The 15,626-nt window shown below is 64.3% G+C and carries 15 protein-coding genes; 9 read left to right on the top strand and 6 right to left on the bottom strand.

The features are described 5' to 3' along the window. The first annotated feature begins 24 nt into the window (after nucleotides 1-24). The 8 genes from H4V95_RS11765 to H4V95_RS11730 all read left to right on the top strand — a co-directional run bounded on the left by H4V95_RS11765 (nucleotide 25) and on the right by H4V95_RS11730 (nucleotide 8,716). Nucleotides 25-780 carry a DUF5058 family protein gene (locus H4V95_RS11765; RefSeq protein WP_196866661.1) on the top strand — a complete coding sequence of 252 codons (756 nt, stop codon included), beginning with the start codon at nucleotides 25-27 and terminating at the stop codon, nucleotides 778-780. A 28-nt stretch (nucleotides 781-808) separates the two neighbouring features. Beyond that, nucleotides 809-1,540 (top strand): hypothetical protein, encoded by a 732-nt coding sequence (locus tag H4V95_RS11760; RefSeq protein ID WP_196866662.1) that lies wholly within the window; start codon nucleotides 809-811, stop codon nucleotides 1,538-1,540. Nucleotides 1,541-1,578: 38 nt separating this feature from the next. Beyond that, complete coding sequence (locus H4V95_RS11755; RefSeq protein WP_196866663.1) at nucleotides 1,579-2,808, top strand: amidohydrolase; 1,230 nt, start codon at nucleotides 1,579-1,581, stop codon at nucleotides 2,806-2,808. Beyond that, nucleotides 2,805-4,217, top strand: a complete 1,413-nt coding sequence (locus tag H4V95_RS11750; RefSeq protein WP_209730703.1) for an amidase — start codon at nucleotides 2,805-2,807, stop codon at nucleotides 4,215-4,217. The genes H4V95_RS11755 and H4V95_RS11750 overlap by 4 nt, the downstream gene beginning before the upstream one ends. Nucleotides 4,218-4,385: 168 nt before the next feature. Further along, the gene (locus H4V95_RS18800) at nucleotides 4,386-5,732 is read left to right on the top strand and encodes a sensor histidine kinase (protein WP_196866665.1); all 1,347 of its coding nucleotides are present in this window, start codon (nucleotides 4,386-4,388) and stop codon (nucleotides 5,730-5,732) included. Nucleotides 5,733-5,821: 89 nt separating this feature from the next. Further along, complete coding sequence (locus H4V95_RS11740; protein WP_196866666.1) at nucleotides 5,822-6,511, top strand: response regulator transcription factor; 690 nt, start codon at nucleotides 5,822-5,824, stop codon at nucleotides 6,509-6,511. Nucleotides 6,512-6,590: 79 nt separating this feature from the next. Next, nucleotides 6,591-7,472 carry an ABC transporter ATP-binding protein gene (locus H4V95_RS11735; protein WP_196866667.1) on the top strand — a complete coding sequence of 294 codons (882 nt, stop codon included), beginning with the start codon at nucleotides 6,591-6,593 and terminating at the stop codon, nucleotides 7,470-7,472. Then, a complete protein-coding gene (locus H4V95_RS11730) occupies nucleotides 7,469-8,716 on the top strand; it encodes an ABC transporter permease (RefSeq protein ID WP_209730701.1) in 1,248 nt (415 codons plus the stop codon). Before H4V95_RS11735 ends, H4V95_RS11730 begins: the two co-directional genes overlap by 4 nt. 30 nt (nucleotides 8,717-8,746) lie before the next feature. Here H4V95_RS11730 and H4V95_RS11725 read toward each other — a convergent pair whose 3' ends face one another. The 4 genes from H4V95_RS11725 to H4V95_RS11710 all read right to left on the bottom strand — a co-directional run bounded on the left by H4V95_RS11725 (nucleotide 8,747) and on the right by H4V95_RS11710 (nucleotide 11,357). Then, the gene (locus tag H4V95_RS11725; protein ID WP_196866669.1) at nucleotides 8,747-9,436 is read right to left on the bottom strand and encodes a hypothetical protein; all 690 of its coding nucleotides are present in this window, start codon (nucleotides 9,434-9,436) and stop codon (nucleotides 8,747-8,749) included. 276 nt (nucleotides 9,437-9,712) lie between these two features. Next, nucleotides 9,713-10,072, bottom strand: a complete 360-nt coding sequence (locus tag H4V95_RS11720) for a VOC family protein (RefSeq protein WP_196866670.1) — start codon at nucleotides 10,070-10,072, stop codon at nucleotides 9,713-9,715. Between the two features lie 91 nt (nucleotides 10,073-10,163). After that, the gene (locus H4V95_RS11715) at nucleotides 10,164-11,099 is read right to left on the bottom strand and encodes a 5'-3' exonuclease (RefSeq protein ID WP_312884019.1); all 936 of its coding nucleotides are present in this window, start codon (nucleotides 11,097-11,099) and stop codon (nucleotides 10,164-10,166) included. Beyond that, nucleotides 11,100-11,357 (bottom strand): hypothetical protein, encoded by a 258-nt coding sequence (locus H4V95_RS11710; protein ID WP_209730699.1) that lies wholly within the window; start codon nucleotides 11,355-11,357, stop codon nucleotides 11,100-11,102. A 155-nt stretch (nucleotides 11,358-11,512) separates the two neighbouring features. Here H4V95_RS11710 and H4V95_RS11705 point away from each other — a divergent pair, with 155 nt between their 5' ends. Next, nucleotides 11,513-13,141 carry a cellulase family glycosylhydrolase gene (locus H4V95_RS11705; RefSeq protein WP_209730698.1) on the top strand — a complete coding sequence of 543 codons (1,629 nt, stop codon included), beginning with the start codon at nucleotides 11,513-11,515 and terminating at the stop codon, nucleotides 13,139-13,141. 29 nt (nucleotides 13,142-13,170) lie between these two features. On the opposite strand, the gene H4V95_RS18795 is transcribed toward H4V95_RS11705, so the two are convergent. Together H4V95_RS18795 and H4V95_RS11695 are read right to left on the bottom strand one after the other, a co-directional pair. Next, complete coding sequence (locus tag H4V95_RS18795; RefSeq protein ID WP_209730696.1) at nucleotides 13,171-14,664, bottom strand: GGDEF domain-containing protein; 1,494 nt, start codon at nucleotides 14,662-14,664, stop codon at nucleotides 13,171-13,173. A gap of 189 nt (nucleotides 14,665-14,853) precedes the next feature. Continuing rightward, on the bottom strand, nucleotides 14,854-15,591 hold the full coding sequence (locus H4V95_RS11695) for a M50 family metallopeptidase (protein WP_209730695.1): 738 nt from the start codon (nucleotides 15,589-15,591) through the stop codon (nucleotides 14,854-14,856). Between the last annotated feature and the right edge of the window lie 35 nt (nucleotides 15,592-15,626).

Genomic DNA, 15,626 nt, shown 5'->3' with positions numbered 1-15,626 from the left:
TCACCCCAGCCCCCTGGAGCAGTCATGAAAACCGCAGTCATGCCCGGAGGATCCACCGATATCCTCGCCATCGCCAACATTCCCATCCTGTGGATTCTGGCGATCGGTGTTTTCGGAGCGATCATCCTTCAATCAGTGATCTACATGCGCGCAGCCCAGAAGGCGGGTCCCTCCGCCAACATCTCCCAGGCCGAGCTGAAGACCTCGTTCAGGGCAGGTGCCGTGGCAGCGATCGGACCTTCGCTCGCGGTGGTCCTCGTCAGCGTCGCGCTCCTGACCCTGTTCGGCACCCCGGCGGTGCTGGTCCGGATCGGCCTGGTGGGATCCGCCGCCACAGAGTCGGCTTCGGCGTCGCTCGCCGCGGCCACCATGGACGCCACGCTGGGTGGACCGGACTACACGCAGACGGTCTTCGTTGTCGCCTTCATGGCCATGAGCATGTCCGGTGCCATGTGGATGATCGCCACCCTCGCCCTCACACCGCTGCTGAAGCGGGGTGATTCCAAACTGCGCCACGTCAACCCGGCGCTGATGGCGATCGTCCCCGCGGCCGCCCTGATCGGTGCCTTCGCCAGCCTGGGCATTGCCGAGTTCGGGAAAACACCGGTGCACATCATCACCGTGATCGTCTCAGCCCTGGTGATGGGTGTCTGTCTCTTCCTCGCCAAGACGCTGTCCGCCGCCTGGCTCCGGGAGTGGGGCCTCGGTATTGCCATCCTGGTGGGCCTCGCGGTCGCCTACTTCGCCCACACCGCCGGCCTCGCTCCCGCAGCGGCCTGAGCAGCACCCTCCACGAAAGGAACAAGCCATGACCTTTACCGCCACTGCTGAACAGACCGCCGCCGTCGACCAGTTTGATCGCACCACTTCCCGCTGGGGACGCATCACCATGATCATCGCGCTGATGTTCTCCCTCTCCGCTCCCATCTACCTTGTCCTGTTCACCGATCTCGGCATCACCTCCGGGATGATCTGGACCGCGTTCTTTGCCGTCGCTGCCGCCTTCTTTGTCCTCTGGTTCGTCGAGCCGATCACCTACTACCCGGTCCTCGGACCCGCCGCCATGTACCAGGCATTCATGATCGGCAATATCGCCAACAAACTGCTTCCCTCAGCCCTGGTGGCCCAGGCGGCCGTGGGGGCAAAGGCGGGAACCAAGCGCGGCGAGTTCTCAGCGCTGATGGCCATCTGTGGGGCCGCGATGGTCCACGTCTTCTCGATGCTCCTGTTCGTTGGGGTGCTCGGCACCTGGCTGGTCAGCATCATTCCCGCCGATATTGTCGACGTCGCCCGGCTCTACATCTTCCCGAGCATCATCGGCGCCGTACTGGTGCAGCTCATCGTCACGATGAAGCAGCCCCGGGTGACGGTGATCGCCGTCGTCGTCGCCGTCGTCGTCCTGTTTGTCGTGGTGCCCGCCGTTCCGGCCCTCGCCAAGCCGGCCACCGGAATTGTGGTGCTGCTGACCGCCGTGCTGGCCTGGTTTCTGCGCTCCAGGAACTCCGACGCTGCCGCGGTCCAGGAACACCCCGTTATCTAGTCCGCCGCCTTCACCATCCCCTCCACGATAGGAACCCCATGACCACCGAGACCACCCCGCTCGAACTGTCCGCCGAACACCGCACCGCCATGCACGAGCTGTACCGTCATCTGCACGCCCACCCCGAACTGTCCATGCAGGAAACCCGGACCGCCGACTACATCCTGAAGGCACTCACCGAGCTGGGAATCGAAGCGTACCGGTGCGGCGGGACCGGCGTCGTCGGCGTCCTCAGCAACGGCGAAGGCCCGGTTGTCGGCTTCCGCGCCGATACCGATGGCCTGCCCATGCAGGAAGATACCGGCCTTGACTTCGCCAGCCAGGCGAGGGGCAACCTTGCCGACGGCACCGAGGTGCCGGTGATGCACGGGTGCGGTCACGACACGCACATCACAGCAGCGCTCACCGCGGCCCGGTTGCTCAGCGAGGGGCTGGAGACCTGGGCGGGTACGGTGGTGTTCATTTTCCAGCCCGGTGAGGAGACCGCCGCCGGGGCCAAAGCCATGGTGGAGGACGGCATCTGGGACAGGGCGCCCAAGCCCGAGGTGATCTACGGCCAGCACGTCTGGCCGGGTCTTGCGGGCACCGTGAATATCAGCCGTGGCACGGCGATGGCCATGGCGGATTCCTGGAAGATCACCGTGCAGGGCCGGCAGGCGCACGGGTCCCAGCCGGATCAATCGATCGACCCGATCGTGCTCGGCGCCCACATGGTGGTGCGGATCCAGACGATCGTCGCCCGCGAGGTGCACCCCATGAAGTCGGCCGTCGTCACGATCGGCACGTTCCACGCCGGGCTGAAGGAGAACATCATCCCCGACACCGCCGAATTCTCGGTCAACGTGCGCACCTTCGACCCCGAGGTACGGGAGCGGGTGCTCGACTCCCTCCGCCGCATCATCAAGGCGGAGGCCGACGCATCCGGAGCCCCGGCGCCGTCGATCGAGGAAATCTCCAGCTTCCCGCAGTGCTACAACGACCCCGACACCACCGACGCGCTGATCAAGGAGTTCCATCTGACGCTGGGCGAGGGCTCCGTCAACGAGGTTCCACCGGTCATGGGCAGCGAGGACTTCGGATTGTTCGCGACGGCGATCGGTGTGCCCTCCGTGTACTGGATGTTCGGCGCCTACAGCCAGGAACGGCTCGACGCCGACACGCCCCTTCCCGGCAACCACTCGCCCCACTTCGCCCCCGATATCGAACCGACCCTCACCACCGGCGTCCGTGCCGCAATGGCAGCCATCCTTTCGAAAGTTGCGCGATGACCGGCGGGCCCATGGATCTGTCGGCGACAGCGCTGACCAGCGCCATCCGCCGTCGCGACATCTCTGCCAGGGAAGCACTCGAGGCTCACTTCGCCCGGATCGACGCGGTGAATGCGAGGATCAATGCGGTGGTGACCCAGGACCGGGACGGCGCGCAGCGGCTGGCCGCTGCAGCTGACGAGCTGACGGCGTCGGGCGCGCTCTTGCCGCCTCTGCACGGCCTGCCGATGACTCACAAGGACACCAACAACACCAAGGGGATGCGGACCACCCAGGGATCGGTCATCTTCAAGGACCATGTGCCGACGTTCGACGATCTGGTGATCGGCCGGCTGAAGACGGCGGGGGTCGTGACCACCGGGAAAACCAATGTGCCCGAGTTCGCCGCCGGATCGCACACGTTCAATGAGATTTTCGGTACCACCACCAACCCGTATGACACCACCGTCAGCGCCGGGGGGAGCAGCGGGGGAGCCGCCGCTGCGATCGCGTCCCGTATCCAGCCGCTCAGCGACGGCAGCGACATGGGCGGGTCGCTGCGCATCCCGGCCTCGTTCTGCAACATTGTGGGCTTCAGGCCGTCGGTGGGGGTCCTGCCCATGGCACCCACCCGCAACGCGTGGGCCTGGCTGGGCCGGACCGGGCTGATGGCCCGCGACGTGGAGGACATCGCCCTGGGAATGAGCGCGGTTGCCGGCGCGCATCCGGAGGTCCCGTACCCCTACCCGTTGGGCAGCAAGCGGTTCAGTGACCCGTTGCAGCGGGATCTCACCGGTTTGAGGATTGGCTGGTCGCCTGACTTTGGGTTGGGCGTCCCCGTGGAGAAAGAGGTGCGGCGGGTTCTGGAATCCCAGCTGCAGGTCTTCGTGGAGCTGGGGGCGACGGTCGAGGAGGCGGCCCCCGACCTGCGGGATGCGGACCAGGTGTTCGGCACCACACGGGCGTTCGATTTTCTGCTGGCTTATGGAATTCTCCTGGAGAAGCACGGCGACGTGATCAAACCCGAGGTGCGGTGGAACGTGGAACAGGGCAAGGCGTTGACTGGCCGCGACCTGGTCGATGCTGCGCTGGCCCGGACCCGGTTGGCCGGGAGGGTGGCCGGTTTCTTCAAGAGATTCGATGTCTTCGTCACCCCCGCGGCCCAGGTGCTGCCCTTCGACGCCACGCTGCGCTACCCCACGTCAGTGGAGGGGATCGAATGTGAGACCTATCTGGACTGGATGCGGTCGGCCTGCCTTATCTCGGCGACGGGACTGCCGGCAGTGTCTGTGCCCGCGGGCTTCAGCACCACCGGGCTCCCGGTCGGTCTGCAGCTGACGATGCCTCACGGGATGGATGTTGACCTTTTGCAGGTGGCGTATGGGTTCGAGAAGGCCACCGGTTACGCGAAACAGGCCCCCACCCTCTGATCGACCCAGCCACCCTGCCCACCCCGCTACGCGGTGGTGCGGGGTGAGTGTGGTCGCACCCTCATCCGATCGGACTAGACCGGGCGGGGGAGTCGGACTGCCGGTCCCGCTGGCTACACTGGCATCCATGATGGATTCCGTGCGCCCAGTACCGCGAAGGCCGGACCAGTGAATCTCCTCGCATGGCTCAGGCTCCACACCGTCGACAGCCAGGACAGCCGCTGGGAACGTCCCGGCCCCACCCGTGACGAGCTTCGCAGGGATGTCATCGGCGTCATCGTGTTCGCGCTGGTCAGCGCCCTGGCCCTGGAACTGTCCCGTGGCTTCGGTATGGTCTCCGAGGATAACCATCCGGTCTGGGTTCAGCACCTGGTGCTGGCATCGATGATCCTGCCGCTGGTGCTACGCCGACGATATCCAGTGATTGTCATGCTCGTGATGTCAGCCCTCTTTATCGCCCTCAGCCTGTTCTCACCACTAGTTTCCCTCCAGCTCTCCTATCAGGTCGCGTATTTCGCTTCCCTTTACTCGGCCGTCGCCTGGGCCAAAGATCGGAGAGTGCTCTGGCTGGGGACAACAGTGGTGGTAATCGCGATGGCACTGTGGCTGATCCTCGCGCTGACGGTAGCCAATACGTTCGACGCGATTCTGGCGCAAACCGAGGACAATGCCGACTTCACCGGCGGAATCCTCGACCCATTGCTATCGATAGCCCTGTACAACTTCCTGGTGAATTTCGCCTATTTCGGCGGCGCAATCCTGGCCGGCATGTCCTCCTGGCGCAGGGCACTGCAGCGCACCCAGCTTGCCGAGCAGGCGGTGCAGCTCAGTGAGCAAGCGGAAGAGTTGGCACGGCGGGCCGTCGTCGAGGAACGCTTGCGCATCGCCCGTGAACTGCACGACGTCGTCGCGCACCACGTTTCAGTGATCGGGGTGCAAGCCGGTGCCGCCCGCCGGGTGATCGACAAGCGCCCGGACGTCGCCGTCGAATCGCTACGCACCATCGAGGAGGCCAGCCGCCAGGCGGTGACCGACATGCGGAATCTTCTCGGCGTGCTCCGGTCCGAGGGTAGCGAGCCCGGAGAAACGAACGACGGCGACCGGAGACCGGAGCCCGGGCTCGACGACCTTGAGGACCTGGCACGCCAGCACCGGGAGCTTGGGCTCACTGTCAGCTTCGGCCGGGTGGAGGACATTCCCGGCGCGCTCGCCGAAATTTCGGCACCGCTGGCACTGTCGCTGTTCCGAACGGCCCAGGAATCCCTGACCAATGTGCGACGGCATTCAACCGCCGGTGCCGCCGTGATGACCCTGCGTACCGGTCGTGCGGGGGAGCAGCGGTGGGTAGAGCTCGAAACAGTGGACAATGGGATGCCGCGCACCACATCCGACACCGGGTCCGGCTTTGGTCTGCGGGGAATCCGCGAGCGGGTGGCCCTGCACCGGGGCACCGCTGAGATCGGGCCGCGCTCGGAGGGTGGCTGGCGGGTTCGCGCCAGATTCCTGCTCCACTAGATACTCCACCGATCACGCCGCGCCGCTCTTGATCCACCTGCTGGACCATCATCCTTACCACCTGCTGAACCAACTGCTGAAGGACACCCATGGACTCCATCCGCGTGCTGCTCGCCGACGACCAGGCCCTGGTCCGGGCGGGATTCGCCACCATGCTCTCCATCGAAGACGATATTGAGGTAGTCGGACAGGTCACCAACGGTCAGGAAGCGGTTGACTTCGCCAGCCAGCACGAGGTCGACGTCATCCTGATGGATGTCCAGATGCCAGTGATGGACGGCATCCAGGCAACTGAGCTGATTGCCAGGGCGCACCGGGGCAAGGTCATCATCCTGACCACCTTCGAGCGCGAGGACTATCTCTTTGACGCGATCCGCAGCGGTGCCAGTGGTTTCCTCCTGAAGAATGCCGACCCCGACGATTTGATCGCCGCCGTGCAGGCTGTCGCCGGAGGCTACGCGCTGCTTGCCCCCGAGGTGACAGTCCGGGTGATCGAGCGTTTCGCCCAGTCCCTCGAAGCTGCAGGGACCGCATCGGCGGGAGCGCAGCCGAGCAGTGAACACCGCAAACGCCTCGATTCCCTCACGCAGCGGGAGAAGGAAATTCTCGCGAGCCTGGCCACCGGGCTCAGCAACGCCGAACTCGCCAGCAGGTTTTTCCTCGCTGAGGCCACCGTGAAGTCGCACGTCTCCTCACTCCTCGCGAAGATCCAGGTGCGGGACAGGGTGCAGGCGGTGGTCTTCGCCTACGAGAGCGGACTCATCCGTCCGGGGGAGTAACAGGTTCAGCCTTTTGGCTCATCTGGTGTGGGGCGCTGCTGCCTAGGCTTGACTCCAGGAAGACAACCAGGAGGAAACCATGCTGCAGGTCCAGAACCTCACGCGGCGCTTCGGCGAGAACCTCGCCGTCGACGACGTGAGCTTCACCGTCCCAGCCGGGAAGATGACCGGATTCGTCGGCGCCAACGGGGCCGGCAAGACCACCACCATGCGGATGATCATGGGGGTGCTCGCCGCCCACGGTGGTGAAGTGCTCGTGGACGGCAGGCCCATCACCGCCGATGACCGGTCCACCTTCGGCTACATGCCTGAAGAACGCGGGCTCTACCCCAAACAGCCGATCCTCGACCAGCTGGTCTACCTCGGCCAGCTGCACCGGATGACTCCCTCCGACGCCCGCGCCCAGGCGCAGGACCTGCTGGACCGGTTCCAGCTCGGCGGTCGGGGCAAGGACAAGCTTGAATCCCTGTCCCTGGGTAACCAGCAGCGCGTCCAGATCGCCGCATCCCTGCTCCACCGGCCGACGGTACTGATCCTGGACGAGCCGTTCTCCGGTCTCGATCCGGTCGCGGTGGATTCGATGGTCGAGCTTCTCCGTGATCGTACCGCTGAGGGTGTTCCCGTGTTGTTCTCCAGCCACCAGCTGGATCTCGTCGACCGGTTGTGCGACAACCTGGTGGTTCTGCAGGAGGGCCGGCTCGTCGCTTCGGGGTCCGGTGAGGAACTTCGGGCGACGGCACCCCGGCGCCACCGGTTGACCGTCACCCCGGACGCCGGGTGGGTCCGCGAGGAAGCAGGAGTGCGGGTGATCGACGTCGCCGGTCAGGACGCCGTGGTGGAGCTCGACAATGATGACACCGCCCAGCGCCTGCTCGCCACCGCAATGACCCGCGGCAGTGTGCACGAATTCAGCCGGATCAGGCCAAGCCTGAGCGAAATCTACCGGGAGGTTTCCCAATGAGCACCGAGACACGCGTCAAGAATCGTGACGGGAGCGCGCCGTCGCCACAGGATGCCCGCCCCCGGTCAGCGGGGACCCAGCCACCCTGGCTGATCGTGACCCTGCGGGAGGTCATGATCAAGGTCAGGGACCGCAGCTACGCGATCAGTACGCTGGTCACCCTGGTGTTGATAGTTGCTGGGATTGTCTTCAACGCCTTCGTGATGAACCGCGGCGACGACTACATCGTGGCCGTCCAGTCGGATTCTGCTACCACCGTCGTCCAGCTCGCCGATGAGGCGGGCCGGGCCGACGACGGCAACGTCACCTTCACCGCCGTCGAGGCGGGCTCCGACGATGCCGCCGTTGATCTGGTGCGCGCCGAGGAAGCCGATGCAGCACTGCTGCAGGGAGCCGGGGGCGCCTGGCAGCTCACCGGAAATACCGAAATTGATTCAGGAATCAGCCAGCTGGTGGGTGAGGCGCTGAACGCATTTGTCCTGGAAAGCAATGCCGCCGCTGTCGGCACCACTGCCGAGCAGCTCCTCTCCGGTGCCGAGCTGGAACAGACACTGCTGGAGGGCAGTGCCGAGAACCAGTTGCTCGCTACCATCGCCGGCTTCGTGTTCAGCTTCCTCTTCTATATGGCGTCGATCATCTTCGGCATGGCAATCGCCAACTCGGTGGTCGAAGAGAAGCAGAACCGGGTGGTGGAAATCCTGGCCACCGCCATTCCGATCCGTCAGCTCCTCTATGGGAAGGTGCTGGGAAACACGATTCTGGCCATGGTTCAGCTGGCCCTCTACGGCGGCGCGGCGCTGCTGGCGCTCAACCTCACGGGCACCGCGGACCTGGTAGGGAGCATCATTCCTGCCTCCGGCTGGTTCCTCGTGTTCTTCCTCTTCGGATTCCTGATCCTCGCAGCCATCTGGGCGGTTCTCGGGTCCCTGGCCAGCCGGCCCGAGGACCTGAACAACAATTCGACTCCGGTGATGGCACTGATCTTCGGTGCCCTGTTTGTCGGGTTGTTCGCCTCGGGCCAGTTCCTGGTCATTGCCTCCTACATCCCGGTGGTGTCCTCCGTAGCGATGCCGATCCGGGTGCTGAACTCACCCGTAGCACTGTGGGAGCCGCTCCTGTCACTGGTGATCGCGCTGGCCGCGGCCGTCGCGTTGCTCCACCTCGGCGAGAAGATCTACCGCCGAGCCGTCATGCAGGGTGGGGGAGCGCTGAGCCTGAGGAAAGCAATGAAGCTGGAACAGTAGCAACCATCGAAGTGGTCTCCGCCGGGTCAGCTAGGGCGCCCAGGTGGAGACCACCTCGATGATAGAGAACCGTTTGGCTGCCTCGGTGTCCTCGAAGCTCAGGCCCAGGGGGACAGCCATCACCCCGTAGTCACCTGGTTCCAGATCGGGTCCGAGGCTGATTTCGAAGGTGTAATTGCCGTCGGCGTCGGCGTAGGTGACCGGGTAACCAATCAGCGAATAGTCACTCTGAATGGGTGTGAAGATGACCTGGATCTCCGCCCCCGGCGCGTAGCCCGAGCCGACGATGTTCCAGGTGGTACCGACATGGCGGACAACCCGCTGGCCATCCCAGGTGGAAACCAGTTCCAGGTTGTCGTAGCTTCCCGACAGCCCGGGAATCGGTGGCTCCGACGTCTCAGTGATCGGCTCATCCGTTGGCTCCGCGGTTGGCTCAGCCACCATGGTCGGCTCGCTGGTTGGTTCAGGAGTGACCTCAGCGGTCGGTTCAGGGGTGGTCGGCTCAGCGGTGGGTGCAGGGGAGACCGCTGCAGGCTCAGTCGTCGGTGCGGCCACGGCAGAGTCCGAGGGAGTCGATGCGGGGCTGGGCGACGCCGTCGCGGCGGGTGCGGAACTTGTTTCAGTGTCGGTTGCCTCGGCCGCGGGTCCAACGTTAGCGGCGCAACCCGTCAGGAGAAGGGCGGCGATGGACAGGGCAAAAAAGGGCGAGAGCTTCTTCACGGGCGGTGCTTTCAGTGAGACGGTGAGTAGATGTCTTGGACACTACAGACGCGACACGCCAACTGACAGCACAACTTGGTTACGTGGTCGAACCGTTATAGAGCGACCTCGGCGGGAGTCGGGTTCGAGGCATGGGTTTATCGATCAGTCAGCTGAGGGGCTGTGCCTGACAGTTGTCGAATACTCGTAGCCCTCCCGGACCAGCAATAAATTCGGTGGGGTCTTGGCCGGTTGGGTCAGTGAGGGAATCAGTCATCGGTCACCGATTCCTTCGGGTCAGCTCAGGCACAGGCAGAACGGATGACCGGCGGGGTCGAGGTAGACCCGGAATGTTTCGCCCGGTTGGACAGCAGCCTTGATTCCACCCAACCCAAGCACCACCGACTCGCCGTGATCGAGGTCCTGCACCATCAGGTCAAGGTGCATCTGCTGCGGAGCGTCCTGCCCCGGCCACTGAGGCGCGCGGTAGTTCTCCACCGACTGGAACGAAATGCAGTTGCTTCCGTCATCCGGCCGGATATCCGCCCACCCATCGTTGACGTCAGAACGCCAACCCAGGATTTCGCCGTAGAACGCTGCGAGCGACGGAGCGTCAGGACAGTCGATGACCACACTGGGGTAGCGAGCAATAACCATGCCGGAATCCTACTGCCAGACCCGGTCAATATGAAGGCACACCCGAGGCATCCACTGTCCTGATGGGTGGCGTGGCCAGCTAGCCAGAGCCTCAGCCAGTAGGGCTGTTCCCCAGGGCTTGCAGCGCCCGGGCAGCAGACCCACCAAGGTTCCAGTCCCCGGTAAGCTTCTCGATTCGTTTGAGCTGCTCAGCATCGAGGGGGCGGATTTCGGCATTGAACCCGCCGAGTTCCAGGTCACGAACCACATTGACCACGGTTGGCGCGACGGCCAGGTAGTCAGCGGCGCCGGTGATCCTGGCCCGCATCGAAGCTGACATCGTCGACGCCGGGTCGCCAGCGGCTGCAATCACCCCGTCCAGATCGACAAACTCCTGCAACAGACTCGCAGCGGTCTTGTCGCCAATCCCCGCGACACCGGGCAGTCCGTCGGAGGTATCCCCGCGGAGGGCAGCAAAATCCGCGTACTGGCCGGGGAGGACCTGGTACTTGCTGACCACTGTCGCATCGGTCAAGACCTCGAGCCGGCTCATTCCGCGGGCGGTGTAGATCACGCGGACATCACCGCGGTCGTCGACCAGCTGGAACAGGTCGCGATCCCCGGTAACCACGTCCACCGGTGTATCCGATTGAGCCGCCAGACTGCCGATGACGTCGTCGGCCTCGTGCTCGGGCACGCCGATCACCGTAATATCGAAGGCCGCCAGAATCTCGCGGATACGCGGAATCTGTGCCACCAACCCGGGGGGCGCCTCTTCGACGTCGACGCCGTCCGTGACCGCCTTCGTCATCCGGTGCTCTTTGTAACTGGGAATGAGATCCACCCGCCAGGCCGGGCGCCAATCATCATCCCAGCAGGCAACCAGGTGGGTGGGCTCGTAGTCGGCAACCAGCCGGGCGATCATGTCGAGGAAGCCGCGGACAGCATTGACCGGGGTTCCGTCGGGGGACTTCAGGGAGTCCGGCAGACCGTAGAACGCCCTGAAGTAGAGGGAAGCCGTATCTAGGAGCATCAGGCGGTTGGGCACTTAGGGATCCTCTGTCTTGGGGTCCTCGGTCGACTGGTTGTTTTTGCCGCCGGAGGTATACCGGCGCATCATTCGCCGAGCCGGGCCCGCCCAGGACAGCAGCAGGAGAATGGTGAAGAAGTGGTTCATCATTCCGCCCAGGAGATTCACCGGAAGGATCTGGGTGATCAAAATGAGGATCAGCGCCGCCCCGATCACGGCCTTGGCAATGTTCAACACCCTGGTGCTGACCGGGAGCGGCCACGGGTGAAGTTCCACAGTCGAAGAGTCCGCACGCTCTTGCTTATCCACTGGTACGCTCCCCTTTCGTCAGCCACCAGAATACCCCGCACGCGGAGTGCCGCACTATTGGCGTATTCTCAACATGAATTGGTGCCGGACTGATGGTCTTACGCGAAAAGGAACCCCCGCACATGCCAGTAAAACCCGGCACTCACCCCAGGGCGCGCGCCCGATGGACGAAGGTACTCGTTCCGGCCGTCGCCGCCCTGCTCGTCCTGGCCGGTTGTGGTGTGGCGCAGCCCGCCGCGCAGCCGACGGCGATCAGCGCCGTCCGTGCCGCGGACGTGTCCGTCACCGGTGCCGGATGGCTGCACACCGACGGCGGCACTATCCGCGACGCAGCGAACAAGCCCTACGTCATCAGGGCCGCCAACTGGTTTGGTCTGGAAACTCCCGACTGCGTTCCGCACGGTCTCTGGACCATCAAACTCAACGATGGTCTCCGGCAGATCAAGTCGATGGGCTTCAACACCATCCGCCTGCCCTACTCCAATCAGTGCATCACCTCGGGCAAGGTCAGCTCGGATACCAACTTCTACGCCAACCCCGATCTGGCCAGCAAGAGCCCGCAGCAGGTGATGGATCTCTTCGTCGCCAAATCGAAGGCTCTTGGGCTCAATGTGATTCTCGACCGTCACCGCCCTTCCTCGAACGCGCAGGCGGAGCTCTGGTACACACCCCAGTATTCGGAAGCCAAGTGGATCGCCGACTGGAAGATGCTGGCCGCCCGGTACAAGAACGAACCGACGGTGATTGGCTTTGACCTCCACAATGAGCCGCACGGTGTAGCGCGGTGGGGCGGCGCCAATCCTGCCCAGGATTGGCATGCTGCGGCAACCCGGGCGGGGAATGCTGTCTTGGCGGTCAACCCCAAGCTATTGATCATCGTGGAGGGCGTCGAGGCGCAGGGTAATGACTCGTGGACGTGGTGGGGTGGGGGTCTCGCCGATGTCGCGAAGAAGCCGGTGAAACTGTCGGTGCCCAACCGGGTGGTCTATTCGCCCCACGATTACCCTGCCTCGGTCTATCCCCAGAAGTGGTTCGCTGCCCCCAACTACCCGGCGAACCTGCCGGGTATCTGGGACGCCAATTGGGGGTTCATCGCCAAGCAGGGGATCGCCCCGGTGCTTGTCGGCGAGTTCGGTTCGAAACTTGTAACGACCTCGGACAAGCAGTGGATGAGCAAACTGGTCTCCTATCTGGCCACCAACGGAACGAGTTTTGCGTACTGGTCCTTCAACCCGAACAGCTCCGACACCGGGGGCCTGCTGAAATCGGACTGGCGCACCCCGGAGACGGCAAAGCTGACCGCGCTGCAACCCATCCTGCGACCCGTAGCCGTACCTGCCGTAACCCCGAAGCCCAGCGCGTCACCGTCACCGAAGCCGTCGCCGAAGCCGTCGCCGAAACCAACGTCGAAGCCCAGCGCGTCGCCGTCGCCGAAGCCGCCGACTGGTGCACCCGCTGTGTCGGCCCACTGGTCGGTGCAGAGTTCCTGGGCGGGCGGCTACGTTGCCACCATCACGGTGAAGGCTGCCCGGGATGTGAGCTCGTGGTCGGTGACCTTCACTGACCCCCAGGTGATTGGCGTAGTCAACTCCTGGGGTCTGAAGTGCACCTCGGTGACGAAGAGGTCTGTCACCTGCGTCGGGACGGACTGGACCACTAGCCTGCGGAAGGGCCAGACGGCCACCATCGGCCTGCAGGTCAACTCCGCGACTCCGCCGGTCAATCCGAAGGTCACGGTGACCGCCAAGTAGCCCGCGCCAGGAAGCCACGTAGCCCCACGCTAGGAAGGGGAGGAGTCGGCGTGGACGGCGTCGCCGTCGTCGTCCACCAGATCGTTCGCATCCTTGATAACGGTCTGGTGGAGGGAGCGCCAGAACTCGTCTGCCTCGGGTGAACGCTGGACCTCGATGATCGAGTCCAGCCTGAGGGTGTCGGCCCAGTGCTGCACCAGATCATGATGGAATACGAACTCTTCCAGTGCATTCCGTTCGGGAAGCGCCAACCCTGCTGGTTGCTGTCCCTCGGGCAGCTGTTCGATTGCCGCTACGACGGACTCGAGCGTGCGCCTCACAGTTTCGGGACCGCGGGACTGCTCGGGGATCAGCCCTAGCTCTTTCGCTGAGGCAATTTCCGAACGGAGGTCGTGTGTGTAGGCCGCCCACGCCCGCGCATGGTCGGGGTGGACCGCCAGCGTGCCCAGCGTGCCAGCGGCCAGGGTCTTATCGAACACCATGTAGCCGCCGCGGCCATTGTGCTTGGCTGCGTACATGGCCTGATCCGCTTCCTGCAGCAGCAGCTCAGACGAAAGACCCGGCGAACTCAGAGCGATACCGATGCTCACGCTCATCTGCATCTCGACGCCGAGAAGGAAAACCGGTGAACTTACCGCTGCCATAACCCGCTCGGCCATCGCCGGCGCCTCTTCGGGAGGTGTGCCGGGCAGCAGCAGAGTAAACTCATCGCCGCCATGACGTGCCGCGGTGTCGCCTGCCCTGATGCACGATTCGAGGCGGCGTGCCAGCTCGATCAGCAATGTGTCCCCGGCTGCGTGCCCGTAGGAGTCATTGACCGGTTTGAAACCGTCAATGTCAACGGTGAGCACCATCACTGGGGTGCCGGTGCGCTGGCTCATGATCAGTGCCTGGGAAAGTCGGTCATTCAACAGGGTGCGGTTGGCCAGCCCGGTGAGAGGATCGTGGAGTGCCTGGCTGGCGAGCTGGGCCAGCAACATGGAGCCATCCCGCCGGGCCCGTTCATGGATGGTCCAGTGCACAATGCTGGTGGCGCACATCGCAAGAAACAGCGCGCTATGAATCAGTGACCAGGTGAGCGGATCATCATGCGCCGCGTCATGGTTGTAGACGACGGTCGGCAAAGCGACTCCCATTATTGAGTGATGGCCCAAGACCAGGATGGAGGCTGTTGCCAGTGGCGCCCAGTCCTCGTACAAAGCAACGACGGGAACGAGGATAAAGAACAGGAAATGGGCTTCGATGGTGCCACTGATGTTCACGACCATTGCCGCGACAAGCATCAGGGACGCCGAGCTCAGCGATGCGCTAAAACGCCTACTCAACGGGGCTTTCCAAGCCAGCAACGCTACTGCTGCGGGAGCGGCGCCCTGGACCAGCGCCATCCGCAGGGGTTCCTGTTGGAAAAGGGAAAAGAGAGCGACCAGGACCGACGATATTACCGCGAACAGCAGGATTAGCCGGTGGCGCATATTCCAGGCCGGGTCGGGGAGCCGCGAACCGCGCGGAAATGCATTGAACACAGACCTAGTCCACCGAAGTACCACCAAGATGCTCCCGTACTTGTCAAAGGACGCTCCCCGCGCCGGTCACCACAATCAGCGTGGCACCCCTACGTTAGCCTCATTGTGGGCGGTTTTGGCTGACCTCGGCCGATCCAGCGCAAAAATTGCGTTGTTGGCCGGCCGGGCCTGGTGCTCGCACCCAAAATGCTAGCTGAGCGCCGTGCCGACCACCTTGGACAATGGGAACCAGGCCGCAACCAACGACCCCGCGATGACGACGGCGAAGAGTAGTAACCAGACTGGCGAGGGGACACCGGTGCTGCGGTACAGCAGGTACGCGTCGGAGGACTGCAGTTCCCGACGGCGCCGTAGGTGTACCGAGATCACCTTGCCCAGATCCCGCACCGACCCGACCAGGAGCGCCAGCCCGAGGGCAATGACCACATGCCCGGTGAACGCTGCCGGGAGGGTCAGTACCAGCAATGCCGAGACGGCCACCGCTGACAGCAGGATGAGCAGGCCGCCGCCGTTACGGATCAACAGGAGCGCTGCGAGCAGGATCAACGCTCCCAGCGACAGGGCCGCGGGCCCCCACCCGTTGAGGCCGGCCCAGGTCAGCGATGCTCCGAGCACTGCCGGTGTGGGGTATCCCCAGAACCCGGACCATGCGGCGCGCCACCCCGGGCGCCCGATCGTCGTCGTCGTGCCCGCATGGTCCATGGTCAGCGTGATGCCCTTGAGTACCCGGCCGGTCATCAGGGCAGCGAATGCGTGGCCGAGCTCATGCACCACGGTGGTGAACAGGCCGAAGTAACGCCAGGTGAACCGGGGGATCGACAGCGCCGCGGCGGCGAGCACCATGATCGCCAGCTCCACGGCGGTGACCTCCGGTGGCTCGGCCCGGGCGAACCCCTCCACGATCCGGTTCCACCACGTCTCAATCATGTCTCCACCCTACTGAACCCTCGGTGGCGGCCCCG

The sequence above is a fragment of the Arthrobacter sp. CAN_C5 genome, assembly GCF_017875735.1.
Taxonomy (GTDB): domain Bacteria; phylum Actinomycetota; class Actinomycetes; order Actinomycetales; family Micrococcaceae; genus Arthrobacter_D.
The sequence above is the reverse complement of the archived record's forward strand: the minus strand, read 5'-3'. Positions and strand labels throughout refer to the sequence as shown.